The 15079-nt window shown below is 68.0% G+C and carries 16 protein-coding genes and 4 pseudogenes; 11 read left to right on the top strand and 9 right to left on the bottom strand.

Translation table 11 applies throughout. The features are described from left to right. Positions 1-479: 479 nt before the first annotated feature. A complete protein-coding gene (locus ACIOHC_RS31725) occupies positions 480-890 on the bottom strand; it encodes a RidA family protein (protein ID WP_351083901.1) in 411 nt (136 codons plus the stop codon). Between the two features lie 77 nt (positions 891-967). Here ACIOHC_RS31725 and ACIOHC_RS31720 point away from each other — a divergent pair, with 77 nt between their 5' ends. Continuing rightward, complete coding sequence (locus ACIOHC_RS31720; RefSeq protein ID WP_351083903.1) at positions 968-1342, top strand: helix-turn-helix domain-containing protein; 375 nt, start codon at positions 968-970, stop codon at positions 1340-1342. Positions 1343-1379: 37 nt separating this feature from the next. On the opposite strand, the pseudogene ACIOHC_RS31715 reads toward ACIOHC_RS31720, so the two are convergent. Continuing rightward, positions 1380-1931, bottom strand: a pseudogene (locus ACIOHC_RS31715) (TetR/AcrR family transcriptional regulator); the annotation flags it as partial. A 259-nt stretch (positions 1932-2190) separates the two neighbouring features. Here ACIOHC_RS31715 and ACIOHC_RS31710 point away from each other — a divergent pair. Then, positions 2191-2613: a hypothetical protein gene (locus ACIOHC_RS31710; RefSeq protein WP_351083905.1), complete on the top strand. Its 423-nt coding sequence runs from the start codon at positions 2191-2193 to the stop codon at positions 2611-2613. Positions 2614-2837: 224 nt separating this feature from the next. Here the strand turns inward: ACIOHC_RS31710 and ACIOHC_RS31705 are convergent. Continuing rightward, positions 2838-3122, bottom strand: a pseudogene (locus ACIOHC_RS31705) (endonuclease/exonuclease/phosphatase family protein); the annotation flags it as partial. A gap of 269 nt (positions 3123-3391) precedes the next feature. Between ACIOHC_RS31705 and ACIOHC_RS31700 the strand changes: the two are divergent. Beyond that, positions 3392-4090 carry an aspartate/glutamate racemase family protein gene (locus ACIOHC_RS31700; RefSeq protein WP_351083907.1) on the top strand — a complete coding sequence of 233 codons (699 nt, stop codon included), beginning with the start codon at positions 3392-3394 and terminating at the stop codon, positions 4088-4090. Between the two features lie 59 nt (positions 4091-4149). Next, entirely contained in the window at positions 4150-4452 is a 303-nt protein-coding gene (locus ACIOHC_RS31695; RefSeq protein ID WP_401845082.1) for a hypothetical protein, read from the top strand. Positions 4453-4643: 191 nt separating this feature from the next. Here ACIOHC_RS31695 and ACIOHC_RS31690 read toward each other — a convergent pair whose 3' ends face one another. Next, positions 4644-5399: an IPT/TIG domain-containing protein gene (locus ACIOHC_RS31690; RefSeq protein ID WP_351087305.1), complete on the bottom strand. Its 756-nt coding sequence runs from the start codon at positions 5397-5399 to the stop codon at positions 4644-4646. Positions 5400-5741: 342 nt separating this feature from the next. Beyond that, a protein-coding gene (locus ACIOHC_RS31685) for an IS5 family transposase (RefSeq protein WP_351087307.1) occupies positions 5742-6541 on the bottom strand; the annotation gives its coding sequence in 2 pieces (ribosomal slippage) (positions 5742-6202 and positions 6202-6541; 801 coding nt in all). An 80-nt stretch (positions 6542-6621) separates the two neighbouring features. Between ACIOHC_RS31685 and ACIOHC_RS31680 the strand changes: the two genes are divergently transcribed. From ACIOHC_RS31680 to ACIOHC_RS31670, 3 genes are all read left to right on the top strand, one after another. Then, positions 6622-7245 carry a WD40 repeat domain-containing protein gene (locus ACIOHC_RS31680; protein WP_401844992.1) on the top strand — a complete coding sequence of 208 codons (624 nt, stop codon included), beginning with the start codon at positions 6622-6624 and terminating at the stop codon, positions 7243-7245. Further along, positions 7184-7312: a hypothetical protein gene (locus tag ACIOHC_RS31675; protein WP_351083911.1), complete on the top strand. Its 129-nt coding sequence runs from the start codon at positions 7184-7186 to the stop codon at positions 7310-7312. The genes ACIOHC_RS31680 and ACIOHC_RS31675 overlap by 62 nt, the downstream gene beginning before the upstream one ends. Positions 7313-7399: 87 nt before the next feature. Next, complete coding sequence (locus ACIOHC_RS31670; protein WP_351083930.1) at positions 7400-7792, top strand: hypothetical protein; 393 nt, start codon at positions 7400-7402, stop codon at positions 7790-7792. Between the two features lie 154 nt (positions 7793-7946). Here the strand turns inward: ACIOHC_RS31670 and ACIOHC_RS31665 are convergent, their stop codons facing one another. The 3 genes and pseudogenes from ACIOHC_RS31665 to ACIOHC_RS31655 form a co-directional block, all read right to left on the bottom strand. Then, entirely contained in the window at positions 7947-8195 is a 249-nt protein-coding gene (locus tag ACIOHC_RS31665; RefSeq protein ID WP_351083923.1) for an aldehyde dehydrogenase family protein, read from the bottom strand. A gap of 68 nt (positions 8196-8263) precedes the next feature. After that, positions 8264-8395 (bottom strand): annotated as a pseudogene (locus ACIOHC_RS31660) (aldehyde dehydrogenase family protein); the annotation flags it as partial. 777 nt (positions 8396-9172) lie between these two features. Next, positions 9173-10093 (bottom strand): LysR substrate-binding domain-containing protein, encoded by a 921-nt coding sequence (locus ACIOHC_RS31655; RefSeq protein WP_351083913.1) that lies wholly within the window; start codon positions 10091-10093, stop codon positions 9173-9175. A 99-nt stretch (positions 10094-10192) separates the two neighbouring features. On the opposite strand from ACIOHC_RS31655, the gene ACIOHC_RS31650 reads away from it, so the two are divergent. Both ACIOHC_RS31650 and ACIOHC_RS31645 read left to right on the top strand, forming a co-directional pair. Continuing rightward, positions 10193-10684 (top strand): GNAT family N-acetyltransferase, encoded by a 492-nt coding sequence (locus ACIOHC_RS31650; RefSeq protein ID WP_351083915.1) that lies wholly within the window; start codon positions 10193-10195, stop codon positions 10682-10684. Between the two features lie 22 nt (positions 10685-10706). After that, positions 10707-11040 (top strand): annotated as a pseudogene (locus ACIOHC_RS31645) (restriction endonuclease); the annotation flags it as partial. A gap of 244 nt (positions 11041-11284) precedes the next feature. On the opposite strand, the gene ACIOHC_RS31640 reads toward ACIOHC_RS31645, so the two are convergent. Then, the gene (locus ACIOHC_RS31640) at positions 11285-12415 is read right to left on the bottom strand and encodes a CapA family protein (RefSeq protein ID WP_351083917.1); all 1131 of its coding nucleotides are present in this window, start codon (positions 12413-12415) and stop codon (positions 11285-11287) included. Between the two features lie 543 nt (positions 12416-12958). Here ACIOHC_RS31640 and ACIOHC_RS31635 point away from each other — a divergent pair. Both ACIOHC_RS31635 and ACIOHC_RS31630 read left to right on the top strand, forming a co-directional pair. Then, positions 12959-13090 (top strand): hypothetical protein, encoded by a 132-nt coding sequence (locus tag ACIOHC_RS31635; protein ID WP_351083919.1) that lies wholly within the window; start codon positions 12959-12961, stop codon positions 13088-13090. Between the two features lie 663 nt (positions 13091-13753). Beyond that, positions 13754-14407 carry a hypothetical protein gene (locus tag ACIOHC_RS31630; protein WP_351083921.1) on the top strand — a complete coding sequence of 218 codons (654 nt, stop codon included), beginning with the start codon at positions 13754-13756 and terminating at the stop codon, positions 14405-14407. The last annotated feature ends 672 nt before the right edge of the window (positions 14408-15079 follow it).

Here is a 15079-nt window from a genome sequence, read left to right as displayed (position 1 = left end):
GCTCTTGACCGACTGCAATCGCGTTCCTGCGCGCCAAGCAGCACATCACCGTCGCCATCCAGTTCCTCCACCGGCTCGCCGAATGCGGACGACGGCTCAACGAGCACCCAGCACGACATCGACGCCTGGTTCAGCTGCGGGATGTGCCGGGTGCCGCGTACGAGGCGGAACATCTCGGAGATGTGCACGGTGTCGCCCGGCCGCGCGTACGCCAACCGCTCGGCGAACTTCGGGCGCTTGGCCGGGTAGCCGGGACGCATTGCTGTGTCCCGGCCCCCTCGGCTGGTGCCCAGTGGCTGCCCCGGAGGTCCGTGTCGACAGCGCCGAACTGATGGAAGCCCTGTCCCGCGCCGTCGAACAACACCCCCGTTGTCGATGCCGGCCGGTCCGGTACGGTCCCGGGCGACGGTGGGTCGATTATCGCTGTCCCTTCGAGGCGACCGCGTCAAGACGAGGTTGAAGGCGTCCGCCTCAGGAATTCAGGCGAGCAGCGCGGTTGCTTCGACCTCGACGAGCACATCCGGCTCGAAGAGGTATTCGACACCGATGAGGGAGGCCGGCGGCATGGGAAGCCGGAGCCCGATCTCGTCGGCGACGGCCTCCACACCGGCCATGAAGTCGCCGATCTTTTCCGGGCTCCACCGGGTCACGTAGAACGTCAGGCGCAGCACGTCCGCGAATGACGCGCCCGCGCCCGCCAGCCCGACGGAGGTGTTGCGCAGCGCCTGGGCGACCTGCCCGGCCAGATCGCCGGGCGCGACCGGAGTCCCGTCGGCCCGGCGCGCAACCTGCCCGCTGACGTGGACATGCTTCGTCCCGGTGCCCACGGCCACGTGGTGGTAGGGGACCGGCTGCAGCATGCCTTCCGGTGTGAAGTGCTGAACAGTCATGGCTGTTTCTCCTTTGAACTGGGTATCCGTAAGCTACCTAGTGGAAAAAGGACACTTCAACGAGACCAGGTTTCGCCATGGATACCGACGACGAACTCCGCATCGACCCCCCGCACCGCGAACTGCTCGACCAGGTCCTCGACAAGTGGTCGCTCAGTGTCCTGAACGAGCTCTGCGATCGCCCGTGCCGCTTCAACGAACTGCGCCGAGCCGTCCCCCAGGTCACGCAGAAGTCGCTGACCGCGACACTTCGACGACTCGAACGAAACGGCGTGATCGAGCGCGAGGTCGTCTCCACCCGCCCGGTGGCGGTCAGGTATCGGATCACACCACTCGGCAAGACCCTTCGGCCTCCCATCGACGTGCTGTTGGCGTGGGCTGCGGAGAACATGCCCGCCATCGCACGCGCACGCGAAGTCTTCGACACGCGGGAAGAAGAAACAGGCCTCTGATCCATCCCCCGCTTCGGTCGGGAGCCAGACTCGCGCCCTTGACCGCAGCGATGATCAGCTCGGCCCCGGCGGCCGGATCGGCACTGGCTGTCAGCGCGCCGTCCGCGGCGGCTTCGACCGGCAGCGCGCGTAGCGAGGTCCGCCAGCCCTCCTCGCGGCTGGCGATGATTTCTCGCAGCTCGGGATCGCGGCGGGCCCGCAGGTCCAGTTCGCGCAGCACCACGTGCAGTTCGGGCTGGTCGTTGATCTTCTGGCGGAGGGTGGTGAGGTGGCCGCGCAGGCGGTCGGCCGGGCTGCCGTTGGGCGGTGTGGTCGACCTGAACTGCCCGGTGGCGTGGTCCACGACTGCCACTACCAGCGCCTGCTTGGTGGGGAAGTGGTGATGGATCGTCGAGTGGTCGACGCCCGCCCGGCCACGTCCCGCATTCGCAGCCCTTCGAGCCCAATCGGGGTTGTCCGGTGCCTTGTCCTGGTCGAGTTCGTGGGCGAGGCGGTCAAGACGCTGGTCTCCTGCGTCCCCCGGTGTCACGCGGTGGCCGGCGCTCCGGCGCTTCGGCGCTTCGAGGTATTCGGTGACGCGGCGGGCCATCTTGCCTATCGGTGGATGCCTCTTCTGTTGGCGGTGTCGGAGCACTCAGGTCAGCCAGCTACCGCTCCCAGGAAGTGATTTGGCGGCTGTTGGTGGGATCAAGCCATGGTTGGCGGGGTATGTCGTCAATTCGTAACAGTGCTGGGCGAGGGGCAACGTGCGGGGTGGCCGGCTCATCTGGATGGTCAGCGGGGCGCACCGGGCGCCCTTCGTGAAGGGGTGGGTCTCACCAGGTGGGGGATCCGTGGGAGGGGAGTCCATGTCCAGGACGAAGCAGACCGGTGTGGAGGCGCGGTGCGGGCGTGTGGTTGTGATCGGTGCGCTGGGTCTGGCCTCAGTGGCTCTGGCCGCCGGGCCGGCGTTCGCCAAGGGCAGTGTGGACATCACGGCGCCGCGCACTGCGCATGTCGGCAAGACCATCACGGTCAAGGCGCACGGCGGCGATGACAGCGCCGGCTACCTGCATCAGCTGTGCCTGGAGGAGAAGGGCTTCGGTGAAGGGTGGCATCAGGAGAATTGCAGCGCCGCGGTCGGGGGCGAGGCACGGGTCACTGCACGCGGCACGTCCGCGCGCCGGGGCGACCTGGGGTTCCGTGCGGTGCTGTACGGGCTGACCGGCCCGCACGACCAGAATCCGGTGCGCTTGCACGCCTCTGATGTGGTGACGGTGCATGTCCGCTGAGCCGGCGGCGCGGCCGTGGACGGCCGGTACGACCACTGTCCATGGCCGTGTACCGAATCGCTTGTCGGGAGAGCGTCCCGGCTTCGTGCAGGGTGGTCACGAGGATGCGGCCGACCGCCTCCAGGGTGAAGGAGTCGTCGTAGGGCTCCGGGTCGAGGCCGCACAGCGAGGTGACCGGGATGACGATGCGTTCGGCGACGTCCGCGAGCAGCGTGGGTATCCACCGAAGGGCGTAGCAGTGCCATGCCGAGCAGCACCACGACCACCAGGCCGAGCCAAGGCAGGAACGCTTCCAGTAGGCTGCCCAGGCGGCCCGCGGAGTTGGGCACGGCCCGGTGGAACGCCAGCAGCCCGGCCGTCAGCACTGCAAGCGCTACGGAGAACCGCTCCCGCGCCCAGGCCGGCCGACCCCTCGCGTCTCCCTCCCACCGCCCCGCCCGGCGCCGCGCCCACCGGGGTGCGGCTGCCTTCACCGTCGACGTCGCACTGCTGTCCACCCGCTCCACCATGGCTTCCCATCTGCTTGGCCTCGCACCCCAAGACGAGCCATCAGGTGCATCAGTTTCTGTTTTCCGCAAGCGCGTGCCACCTCCTCCGCCCACGCGGAGAAGACGAGCGCATCTCTCCCGCCGCACCGGCGTCACTTCGGCGACAGCAGCCGATGCTGGCCGGACGGGTGGCCTGTTGAGCCGACGAACGATAGATGTCACAAAGGCGCAGTTGCTGTCACCCGGATCCTCTGCGCGGTGGCTTGGGAAGGATGTGCGAGGGTGACCCGATGAAGACCATCGGGTTGATCGGCGGCATGAGCTGGGAGTCGACGGCCGAGTACTACCGGCTGCTCAACGAGCTCGCCCGGGAGCGGCTGGGCGGCCTCCACTCGGCCAAGTGTGTGCTGTACTCGGTCGACTTCGCCGAGATCGAGCGGCTGCAGGTGGCCGGGCAATGGGACAAGGCGGGCGAAGTACTCGCCGACGCCGCCCGGTCTCTGCAGGCCGCTGGTGCAGACCTGTTGCTGATCTGCACCAACACCATGCACAAGGTCGCCGACCAGGTGGCGGCGACGGTCGACATTCCGTTGCTGCATCTGGCCGACGCGACGGCGACGGCGGTACGTTCCGCGGGTCTGTGCCGCGTGGGACTGCTTGGGACCGCCTTCACCATGGAGCAGGACTTCTACCGTGACCGCCTCGCCGGCCATGGCCTCGGGGTCCTCGTTCCCGACGAAGACGACCGGGCCGTCGTCCATCGGGTGATCTACGAGGAGCTGTGCCTGGGCATCATCCGGGAGGAGTCCCGAGCGGCCTACGGTGAGGTGATCGGCAGGCTGGTGGCCTCCGGAGCGGAGGGCATCATCCTCGGTTGCACCGAGATCGAGCTCCTCATCGGCCCGGAACACAGCCCTGTTCCCGTCTTCGCCACCACCCGCCTGCACGCTGAGGCCGCCGTGACTGTGGCTCTCGCGCCAGAACGGTAGACCCGGGCGGCATCGCGGGCCCTATCCTGTCGTTCGTGTCCGATAGCGTGAGTGCAGTTATGGCTTCCCGACTCCGATCCACCCTGACCGGCCACGAACACGGCATCTGGTCGCTGGCGACAGCCGTGGTGGACGGTCGGCCCGTCGCCGTAACCGGCAGCCAGGACGAGACGGTACGCATCTGGGACCTCAGCAATGGCCGACCTGTGGGTGGACCCCTGGTCGGTCACAACGGCTTCAGTTGCAACGGCGAAGCATGGTCGGTGGCGACAGCCGTGGTCGACGGTCGTCCCGTCGCCATATCTGGTGGCGGAAGCAATCTAAGAGGACATCTCATTTGGCGAGTCTGCGGTGGCAGATGAGGGTGCGGGCGATGCCGGTGAAGGGCGCGGCTTTGCGCTCGTTGCTGCGGTTGAGGCGGCGGCAGTCGGCGAGCCAGGCCATGGTGCGTTCGATGGGTTAGCGGTGGCGGCTCGCGCTCGGAGGCCGCGTCTACGTCGACGCGGCCTCCTTCCTGCGGTCCGATGGACCGTCTCACGGCTGGGACTATCGGTCAGATGCCGGGAGCCGCGAGGTAGGTGAATCCGTCTGCTGCCAGGACGATCCCGGCGGCGTTGGTGACCCTGACGTCAGACGGGCCGGCCCCGCCATCGGGGGTGGGCGGGACGACCACGGACAGGGTGGTGTCGTTGATGACGGTGAACGGGGCATGAACGGCACCGAAGGTGACCGATTCGGTCGTTGCGAAGCCGGTACCGGTGATGGTCACCGCCGTTCCGCCTGACGCCGGGCCGGAGTTGGGGGCGATGGTGGTGATGGTCGGGACGTCGACGTAGGTGTACGACAGGCCGTTGTTGGTGCCGCCCGCGGTTGTCACGCTCACCGACACGGTTCCGGCCGCGGTGCCCGCGGGCACTGTGACGCTGATCTGACTGTCGGAGACCACCGTCGGGGTGGCGCTGACAGTGCCGAAGGACACACCGGTCGCGGTGGACAGCCCGGTGCCGTTGATGGTGATGACGTTGCCGCCGCCCAGCGGGCCGGAGGTGGCACTCAGCGAGGACTCGAACGGGGCGCCGACATAGAAGAACGACACCGGGCTACTGACCCCGCCCGGGGTGGTCACGGTGACCCCGACCGTGCCAGCCCCTGAGGGAGACACGGCAGTGACCTGGGTCGGCGAGACCTGGGTGACGCTCGTCGCGGACGCGGAACCGAACTTCACCGCGCCGGTGTTGGACAGGTTCGTGCCCGTGATGGTCACGAGAGTTCCGCCACCGGTGGAGCCCTCGTTCGGAGAGATAGGCATGGTTGTTCTCCCTTGCTGGATGAGATGGACGGAGAAGCCGCAAACCGGCCGAACGACCACCGCCGCCTGCCGGTCGGCAACCCAGGCGAGCGAGCAGTTCCAGAGAGACACGTGGTGCCGCACGGCGGCCACCCCGCGCATGCAGACGCAAAAAAGACCAGCGGACGTCGCCCTTACCACGCTTCCCCGGTATTGGGATGGGCGACCCACCGGTTCGATACCGACAGTGACCCATGCGGGCGCATGACCGGCAAGGGCATAAGCAGATGAATCAGCCATATGGAGTAACAGAGAGAGGGGATCCACCCTCTCCACAGCAGCACAGCCCCTTTAGAGGTCATCTCATTTAGCGAGCCTGCGGTAGCAGATGAGGGTGCAGGCGATGCTGGTGAAGGCGAGGAAGTGCTCGGCTTTGCGCTCGTAGCGGCGGTGGAGGCGGCGGCAGCCGGCGAGCCAGGCCATGGTGCGTTCGATGGTCCAGCGGTGGCGGCCGAGTCGCTGTGTGGACTCGGTTCCCTTGCGGGCGATGCGGTGGGTGATGCCGCGTCCGCGCAGCCATCGCCGCAGGTGGGAGTAGTCGTAGCCCTTGTCGGCGTGGAGCTTTCCGGGCTTGCGCCGTCGGGGCCCGCGGCGGGAGCGGATCGGCGGTATCCCTTGCACGAGGGGGATCAGGGCCTGGCTGTCGTGCAGGTTCGCCCCTGAAATTCCGACGGAGAGGGGCAGACCAGTCCGCTCGGTGATCAAGTGGATTTTCGAGCCGTACTTGCCCCGGTCGACAGGATTCGGACCTGTCAGGTCCCCCTTTTCAGGGCCCGCATGTTGACCGAGTCGATCGCGCAGCGGGACCAGTCCAGCTCGCCGCAGGCACCGAGTTCGTCGAGGACCAGGCGGTGGAGCTTGGCCCACACCCTGGCCCTTGTCCATTCGGAGAACCTTCGGTGGGCCGTGGCCCCCGACGGCCCGAACGGCACCGACGACAACTGCTGCCACGTGCAGCCCGACGTGGCCACGAACACGATCGCGGCCAGCACCTCACGGTCGCCATGCCGACGCCGTCCACCGCCCTGAGGCCGCGACGGCGCCTCCGGCACGACCCGCTGAAACAGTTCCCACAGTTCATCCGGCACCAGCCGCTCAACAATCCCCACGAGTCACAGCCTACTCAACTAGCCAAATGAGATGACGTCTAATACAGATGTGGGACCTGGCCACGGGCCGACATGTGGGTGAGCCGCTGGATCGAGGCATCGGCCGCATGTGCGCGGTGGCGACGACTGTATTGGACGGGCGCCCCGTTGCCGTCACTGGTCATGCCGATGGCGCAGTACGGGTATGGGACCTGGCCGACCGGGTGCAGATCGGTGAGCGTTTGGCAGGCCATACCGACTGGGTGGAGGCGGTGGCGACGGCAGTGGTGGACGGCCGGGCCGTCGCCGTCACCGGCAGCAACGACAAGACGGTACGGGTATGGGACCTGGCCGACCAGGTGCAGATCGGTGAGCCTTTGGCAGGCCACACCGACGAGGTACACGCCGCAGCGACGGCCGTGGTCGGCGGTCGTCCCATCGCCTTCACCGGCGACTTCGGCGGGAAGGTACAGGTATGGGACCTGGCCACCGGTCGGACCGCAGCCGAGCCCCTGGAAGCACACGCCGAGGTGGGCGCGGTAGCGACCGCGGTGGTGGGAAGCCGTCTCATTGCCCTGGTCGGCAGTGGGGACGGTACGGATTTGGGACCCGCTCACCAGCAAGCCAATCGGCGAACCCCTGGAGGGCCACAAGGGCATGGTCTGGGGAGCGGCGACGACCCTGGTGGACGGCCGGCCCATCGCCGTCACCGGCAGTAACGACAAGACGGTACGGCTGTGGGACCTGACCGGGCTCGCGGCACCCGCCCGCGGACAGACAGGTTGAACCGGACCGGCAACAATGCGAGCGAACTACGCCCACAACGCCTCAACCACAGTGAACCCCTGACCGGCCACACCGGCAGTGGAGGCGGTGGCGATGGCGGTAGTAAACGGCCGTCCGATTGCCATCACCGGCGGCGATGATGCCACGGTGCGGGTGTGGGACCTGACTACTCGTGAACAGGTCGGCGAGGCCCTGACCGGCCACGCCCACCCGGTGCAGTCGGCGGCGACGGCGGTAGTAGACGGTCGGCCGATCGCCGTCACCGGCAGTGGCACAACCAGCCTCACAGACTTGGATGCCGACAATGCCGGCATTGATGTCGATACGGTCGGGGCGGTGCGGCTGTGGGACCTGGCCAGCATGCGGCAGATCCGACCCAACGTGGTTGCCCCGCTGGGTGTCAAAGCGGTTGACATGACATCGGACGGTCGGCTCGCCGTGGCCTTCGGCCATGAGATCGCGGTGCTGGCTCGGCGTTGAACCGCATCCCATCGAAGCGCAATCGTGTGGTCCGACCATCCCGGTTCGGTAGTCGGCGGGCATACGGCACGTCCGGCGGGGCAGGTTCGGGCGGGAGTAACAGCAGGATGTACTACCCAGTTGCGCCGCTGTGCGCAGCTGGCGCCGCGTCCATCTACGTCGGGGACCCCGGCCATGGACGCCATCTCGACCGGGCGGGGGTATGTCGATCGAGCGGTGTAGCAAGGGTGGTCGGGTTACTGGCGGGCTGTGGAGAGGAGCCGGGCATCTCCCGGCCGACGCCGGACTGCTTGTAGCCACCGAACGGAGCGAGCGGATTGAAGGCGCCGCCGTTGACGTCGATCTGCCCGGTACGGACCTGCGCCGCGCGAAAGTGAGTGCGCGATCCTGGTCGGCCGACCAGACCGCTCCGTGCAGGCCGAAGGCAGAGTGGCTCGCGATAGCCAGAGCTTCGTCGTCACCTTCGAACGGGATGATCGAGAGAACGGGGCCGAAGATCTCCTCCTGGGCGATCACCGAGTCCGGATCGACTCCGCCGAACACGGTCGGGCGTACGAAGTAGCCGCGCTCGAAGCCGTCGGGCGCCGCGCTGCCGCCGGTCACGAGGCGCGCGCCGGCTTTCGATGCCTTGCCTGATGAATCCGTGTACCCGGTCGCGCTGGGCGCCGGACACCAGCGGCCCGAGCTTGGCCTTCGGGTCGAGCGGGTCTCCGGGCACGAAGCCCCCTGCGATACTCTTCGTCAGCTCCATTGCCTCGTCGTGGCGCTGGATCGACACGCCCCCGAAGTCCCAGCCCGGACACCAGCCGCAGAGTACGGGGGATCACGCGCTCGCCGACATGACGGTCTGCTCGTCGTGCTCGCGCAGCATGCGCATGACGGTGGCGGGCGAGGGGTTCCGGCCATGGTGATGACGAGCCGGGCGGCGATGTCGCGCAGGTGGAGGCCCATGGGCAGCATGTCCTCGTCGCTCACCCCTGCGCCCGTCGGGTACGTTCGAGGGGGATGATCAAGACCCGCCCCCCCCGAAGCGCGCTGAGCGGTCCGTACGGCCCTACCCGTCGACCAGTCCCGCCTCGGGTTTGCCGATCTGGCACGGCTCGATGTCCGGCTCCGCCAGCACGATCACCGTGTCCTCTCGGTTGAGGAAGCCGACCTGCGTCCCGTACAGGGAACCGCCCCGCGGTGCAACAACCCTGTGTTCCCACTGCGCCGAAGTCGGGTCTTCCGCGACTGCTCGGCCCGCGCCCGCTCCCGGGCACGCTGCTCCTGCTGCTCCTGCTGCTCCTGCTGCAGGTGGGTGCAGCGGACGCGGCGGATGAGGTTGCGCACGGTACGCCTTCAAGCGGCCCTTGCACTTGGAGGCACTCGGTCGACAGGTCAACGTGCTCTCGTCGTCCGGTCGTGGCCACGTTCTGTCACCGACTCAGAAGCTGCGATGAAGGCTTGCACGAGGGGACGCTTGTCGCCTCGGCGGGTGGCCATGAAGATCCGGCTCATTGTGGGAGGTCCGTCGAGTTCAAGACGTTGGGCGCCTGCGGGGAGCAGCGCCGTGATGCTGTAGGGGGCGATGGTGACGCCAAGGCCAGCGGCGACGAACATGATGATGGTGTGCCAGTTCGAGCACTCTTGCGCGACCTGGACGTCGATGCCGGCGTCCCGCAACGGCTGTGTGTTCACATCGAACGCCTGTGCTCCTGCTGAACGCGGAAACAGAATCAGCGGGTCAGCGGCCAGCGCGGTTGCTTCCACACGGTCAGCCTTTGCGGCGGGGTGGTCTGCAGGAATGACGGCGACAAACCGTTCCGTTGTCAGCAGGGAAAGGTCGATGTCGTCTCGCTGCTCAGCATCACGCACGATCCCGATGTCGGCCGTGCCCCGCTCCAGAGCCGCCAGGACATCGACGGTGAAGCCGTCGTGCAGTTTGACCTGGACGTCTGGGCGGCAGCGGGAGAATTCACGGAGCCGTTCGCTGACGATCGCCGTGGCGGAGGTGATGAAGGCGACATCCAGGCGACCGGCCTCGCCACGCCCGACACGGCCGGCCTCGTCGAGATCGGCCGCCAGACGGCCCAGAAGGTCCCTCGCCCGTGGCTGGAACGTCGCTCCCGCGTCTGTGAGGCGGACGCTTCGAGAGGTCCGCCGGAACAACTCGACACCGACGATCTTCTCGAGCTGCCTGATCTGCTGCGACAGGGCGGGCTGAGCGATGTGCAGCCGCTGGGCGGCACGGCCGAAGTGGAGTTCCTCGGCCACAGCCAGAAAGTACCGCAGGTGGCGGAGCTCGATTCGCTGATCCATAGTTCAAGCTTATTGATATGGGCCACTGCTTGTATTGGACATATGGGTAAGCGGGGTCGGAGGCTGGCGGGAAGCTACATCCGAAGGGAAACCCGCCTCATGCCGTACATTTCTGCTCCCACCGTGGTCTCCTCGATCGCCTCACAAAGTGATGCCGACGCGTTCCGCGCGTTGAACGAGGAGTGGATCTCCCGCCTATTCACCCTGCAGGAAGAGGACCGGGCGGTTCTCGGAGATCCGTTCGGCCACATCGTGGGCCCGGGCGGTGATGTGCTCCTGGCGCGCGAGCAGGGCAGCGGCGCCGTTGTCGGGTGCGTCGCACTTTTGGCTTACCCGGAGGCCGTGTTCGAGCTGGCGAAGATGGCCGTGGCCCCAGCCGCGCAAGGACGCGGCATCGGCCGCCAACTCATAGTCGCGGCGATCGACCGTGCCCAGGCATTTGGTGCGGCCCGACTGTTCCTCGGCACGAACGACAAGCTGGCTGCCGCCATCCACCTGTACAAGGAAGCCGGGTTCGTCAGGATCACCCGCAACCGTCTCCCGGTGGCCGACTATTACGCTCGCGCCAACATCCTCATGGAACTGAAGTGACGCCCCGCCCGGAGCTCGCAATCTGATCGAGGCGGAGTTCCCGCTCGACCGCGAACCGTACGACTGCCTCGTCAAGGCAGTCCTTGCGTGGACCGGCGAGGACACGCTCGCCGAACGCGACTACGAGCAGATCGGCCTCCAGCTGACCGGCCGTGCCCGCGCGGTCGTCTCCGACGTACAGCGCCGCGCGAACCAGCTGCCGGAGAGCTGCGGGCCCCGGGCGCTCGCCGACGTCGTCCTGCGCGGGGGCGGAAGGCCGGCTGTCCGCGACGCTGGAAGGCATGGTGCGCTGCGTCCAGAGCCGCGGCCGCCTCGTCCGCGCCCTCTACGAACGGCTGGATTGGCTGGAGGCCGCGCTCGGCCAGTGTCCTGTGAGCAGAACCGGCCACGACATGAACGCCCATCGTGATCCTCCTGTGGATCGAACGGGCCAGCCGAGATCAGCTGGCGCGAATGTGGTCGACCACCAGCGAACCGACCCCCGCGACGGATCTCCGCTTCCATGTTTCAAGATCTTCCGGTGCTCTGCCACGGGCCACGGGCCACAGGCACGTCGCATGCGTCGCACACGTGCTGAGCGGTCCCCGCCCGAGGTCCACGTCATGTGTGCCGCCCGGCGCGCAGGGGCCGCAGCGTGAGCGTGCCGTCGGGCCCGCAATCGACGCGGGTGCCGAACTCCCGGCTGTGCCTGTCGAGGATGGCGCGCAGCCACTCGGTGTCCTCGGGGGAGGCGTGTTCCAGCCGCATCCTGCGTGCCTGCAGGGGCACCATCCGCGCATCAACCAGGCGGCCGGTGTCCGCCTCCACCGAGACCAGGTACAGCACCCGCAGGTCGTCCCGGTAGCTCTCGTAGCCGCCGATGCCCTCATAGTCGTCGACGAGGTCGCCGCAGCCGTACAGGATGAACCTCTCCCGGTACACCTCCAGCGGGCGCGGGTGGTGCGAGGAATGTCCGTGCACGACGTCCACGCCTGCGTCGAGGAGCGCGTGGGCGAAGCGGACCTGGGAGCGGGAGATGTCGTAGCCCCAGTTGGGGCCCCAGTGGATCGAGGCCACCGCGATGTCCCCCGGCCGCTTGACCTGCCGAAGACCGTCGGCGAACGCGGACGCGGCGGCCGCCGAAGGCTCCGCGAGCACGTCGACACCGACCCGCTGCGCAGTGGCGGCCCAGTCCTTCGGGATCCCGCTGGACGGCATCCCGAAGGAGAAGACCAGCACCCGCCCGCCGGCGCCGAGGGGCACGATCGCCGGTTGTCTCGCCCGCACCTCGTCCCGGCCCGCCCCCGCCGTCCGCAGCCCCGCATCCGCCAGGGCGTCGAGCGTCTCGTGGAGGCCGCGGGGGCCGAAGTCGAGCACATGGTTGTTGGCCAGCGCGCAGACGTCCGGCCGGGCCGCGGCCAGGCACGGCAGGTTGGCCGGGCTCATCCGGTAGTGGACGCCCTTGCCGGGCGCGAAGTCCCCGCCACTGGTGACGGCTGTCTCCAGATTGACCACCCGCACGTCCGGCGCGGCGTCATCCAGGACCGGCAGCGCCTCGCCCCACGGCCAGCGGAAGTCGACCGGCCGGGGGATCGGCCCGCTCGCCGCCTCCGCCAGGTCGACGTAGGCACGGGCGTCGCGGATGTACGCCTCCCGCAGTGCCGGGTCACCGGGGTGCGGGAGGATCTGATCGACGCCCCGGCCGAGCATCACGTCCCCGCCGAGGAACAGGGTGACCACACCCTCGTGCACCCTCCCACGCTAAAGCCGTCGCGGGCGATGCGCGAAGGATCCGTGCGATGGGGGCGCCATGCGGCTGTGCGTGTGCGGTGCGCAGGAGCCATGTTCCCGGTGAACCGGCTTTGCGGCGGCCCACGGGGTGGCGGCAGCTCCTGTGCCGGCGCCGAAGCACCCGATGGCGAGCCCCTCGGTTTCGGCCTGTGCCCGCAGCCGGCTCCCGGAAATGCATCGACATCGACGCCGCTCCTCAGAGGCGAAAACCGGCCACGCCCACGCGGTCGCCGCCGACGTACGACGCCGCGCCGAACAGTGCCGAAGAACAGCGGGTCCAAGGCGCTTGCCGACGTCGTCCTCAAAGAGGCGGAAGGGCGGCTGTCCACGACGCTGGAGGGCGCCGTGCGCTGTATGTCCAGTACCGCGCCCGCCTCGTCCGCGCCCTCTACGAACGCCTGGGCCGCCTGGGGGCCGCGCCCGTCCCGGCGCAGCGCATCGCGGAGATGGGGCAGAGAAGCAGGTGCGGACGTACGGACGTATCACCATCGGTGACCTGTGCGCATGCACAAGGTGCGTCAGTGGTACCCGCCCGCGCAGGAGCACCGCCTCATCTGGCGCGGCCCCTCCATCGAGGGATCGGCCGACGCGCCGCTCATGCTGGGGGAGAAGGTCTACGTAGCTGATCGCCGCTGAGGTTGTGCGGTTGAGGTTGTCAGCCTGACGCCACGTCATAAATGAAGCCCCACAGCCGGCTCCACGGCAGTTGGGCCAGAACCGGAACTCGTTGAACAGAGCCACAACGTCATGACACACGCCCAGAGTGCATCTGCTGCGGAGCCCGTCGAACGATATGGCTGTCAGGCGGGCTCGCTGCCCATGGGCTGGAGCGCTGACGACCATGGCGTGCGCCGGCGGCACCCAGGTCTGTCGATACTGAGCCCGGCCGTAGCATTTCCGTGGGCCGGCAGTGTCGACAACCCGTGCTGGAAATCAACATCGGCACTCGTCAGGCCTACTCGCCAGATGCTTGCCCCGGCCAGCACTTCCACCACCAGATCCGTCTCCACCCGCATGTACGGCTCGCCCCCGGCCTGCCGCTCCCCGACCACCATTGCGCCCCCGCGCCTCACCGACTCCTACCGCGAGGCCGGATGTCGGCCTCGCTGACACACGAGTGGGTTCGGCCTCGTCTCCGACAGCCGTCCATGATGCAGAAATATGCAAGCTTCCCCATATAGGGCGGTTTGGCGAAGCAAAGGTCATGCACTGTGCGCGTAAGTCTCCGATGTCGGACAGACTCACTCTCGGCAATCCTTTAAGCACGGAAGGTAATGGAGGGGACCTTTGCTCCGCACCATGAAGCAGCGCTTGGCAGTCGGCGCCGCCGCAGCATTCACCTTCGCCAGCGCCGCGCTCGCCGCCCCGGCGGCGGCCGCAGGCGCCGCGGCCGGCAGTGAACTCACCTACGGCAGCAGCATCCTGCTGCAGAACCAGTACGGAGGCGACGGCGGTTACCTCGACACCAACGGCCGTTCCGCCCAGTCTGGCGCCACCTATGACGTGAGCACCAACCAGACCCCCAACAGTCGTGGCCCGGCGACGTCGGTCTGGAAGGTCGTCTCCGCCACCGGCAAGGCGAGCGGTACCCGTGTCACCAGCGGCGATGTCATCTACCTCGTCAACCAGTACGGCAGCGGCACCTACCTCGACACCAACGGTCGTTCCACCCGACAGGGCGCCAAGTACGAAGTGTCCACCACCGTCACCAAGGACCGCGGTCCGGGCACCGGCAAGTGGCACATCTTCGCCAAGACGTCCTCTCCCAGGGACAGTCACATCCGCACCGACGACATCGTCCGCCTGCTCAACGACTACGGCTCCGCCAACGGCGGCTTCCTCGACACCAACGGCGTGTCCACCCAGCAGGGCGCCAAGTACGACGTGTCCACCAGCCCCTACACCGACCGCGCCACCGGCACCGGCTCCTGGAAGGTACTGCCCGCCACCTGACCCTGCCCCTACTCGCCAGGGACCCGGGAACGGCTGAGCCGCTCGGTCACACCAGCCGTGGACGGCGCTGACCGCGGCGGCCCAAGAGCCGTTCCCGGCAACGCTCTTCCCTGTCCACGCGCGTTGGCGAGGCCAGGGCTCGGGCTGAGCCCGCAGCGCCGGGCTGATCCTGATGCGCTCGGTATGCGCTGATAGCTGGCGCGGCTACGCGGCTGCGGCCCGCCCCGACGGTACGGGGCGAGCCGCAGCCGGTCCCGGCATGGCCTCGGCGGGCCGCTGCCGGTGTTCTGTCACAGGCCGCCGAACTTCGGCGAGGGCGTGGTCAGCGGGGCCACGACCTTGTCGGGGTTGTCCTGGTGGACCAGGTCGACCGGTGGGGCGAGCTGGTGAACGGCTTCGTTCACTTCTAGCAGCGGCGATTGTCCGCTGTCCTGACCAGCAGCCGCGGATCTTGGGGCCGTGGATGTCCACGCGAAACAGCAGCAGTCGGGGCGACGGCCGGTTGTCGGGCCTGGGGTCATCGAGGCGGTCACCGGCGGGATCCGTCGCTATCGTGCTTCCGTGCGCAGCGTGCACTTGAGCTTGTTCCGCTTTGACGGACACCTTTGGTGTGGTGGTCAGGCTGCCAAGGCGGTCTCGTATTCGGCGGGACTGCGGTAGCCGAGGCTGCTG

Origin of the sequence: Streptomyces sp. NPDC088252, assembly GCF_044740965.1 — a bacterium.
GTDB lineage: Bacteria > Actinomycetota > Actinomycetes > Streptomycetales > Streptomycetaceae > Streptomyces.
This window is presented reverse-complemented; position numbering and strand designations above follow the sequence as displayed.

Excerpts from the sequence above, each read along its gene's own strand:
- ACIOHC_RS31725 (WP_351083901.1), bottom strand. The coding sequence starts at position 890 with ATGACTGTTCAGCACTTCACACCGGAAGGCATGCTGCAGCCGGTCCCC.
- ACIOHC_RS31720 (WP_351083903.1), top strand. The coding sequence starts at position 968 with ATGGATACCGACGACGAACTCCGCATCGACCCCCCGCACCGCGAACTG.
- ACIOHC_RS31710 (WP_351083905.1), top strand. The coding sequence starts at position 2,191 with ATGTCCAGGACGAAGCAGACCGGTGTGGAGGCGCGGTGCGGGCGTGTG.
- ACIOHC_RS31700 (WP_351083907.1), top strand. The coding sequence starts at position 3,392 with ATGAAGACCATCGGGTTGATCGGCGGCATGAGCTGGGAGTCGACGGCC.
- ACIOHC_RS31695 (WP_401845082.1), top strand. The coding sequence starts at position 4,150 with ATGGCTTCCCGACTCCGATCCACCCTGACCGGCCACGAACACGGCATC.
- ACIOHC_RS31690 (WP_351087305.1), bottom strand. The coding sequence starts at position 5,399 with ATGCCTATCTCTCCGAACGAGGGCTCCACCGGTGGCGGAACTCTCGTG.
- ACIOHC_RS31675 (WP_351083911.1), top strand. The coding sequence starts at position 7,184 with ATGGTCTGGGGAGCGGCGACGACCCTGGTGGACGGCCGGCCCATCGCC.
- ACIOHC_RS31655 (WP_351083913.1), bottom strand. The coding sequence starts at position 10,093 with ATGGATCAGCGAATCGAGCTCCGCCACCTGCGGTACTTTCTGGCTGTG.
- ACIOHC_RS31650 (WP_351083915.1), top strand. The coding sequence starts at position 10,193 with ATGCCGTACATTTCTGCTCCCACCGTGGTCTCCTCGATCGCCTCACAA.
- ACIOHC_RS31635 (WP_351083919.1), top strand. The coding sequence starts at position 12,959 with ATGCACAAGGTGCGTCAGTGGTACCCGCCCGCGCAGGAGCACCGCCTC.
- ACIOHC_RS31630 (WP_351083921.1), top strand. The coding sequence starts at position 13,754 with ATGAAGCAGCGCTTGGCAGTCGGCGCCGCCGCAGCATTCACCTTCGCC.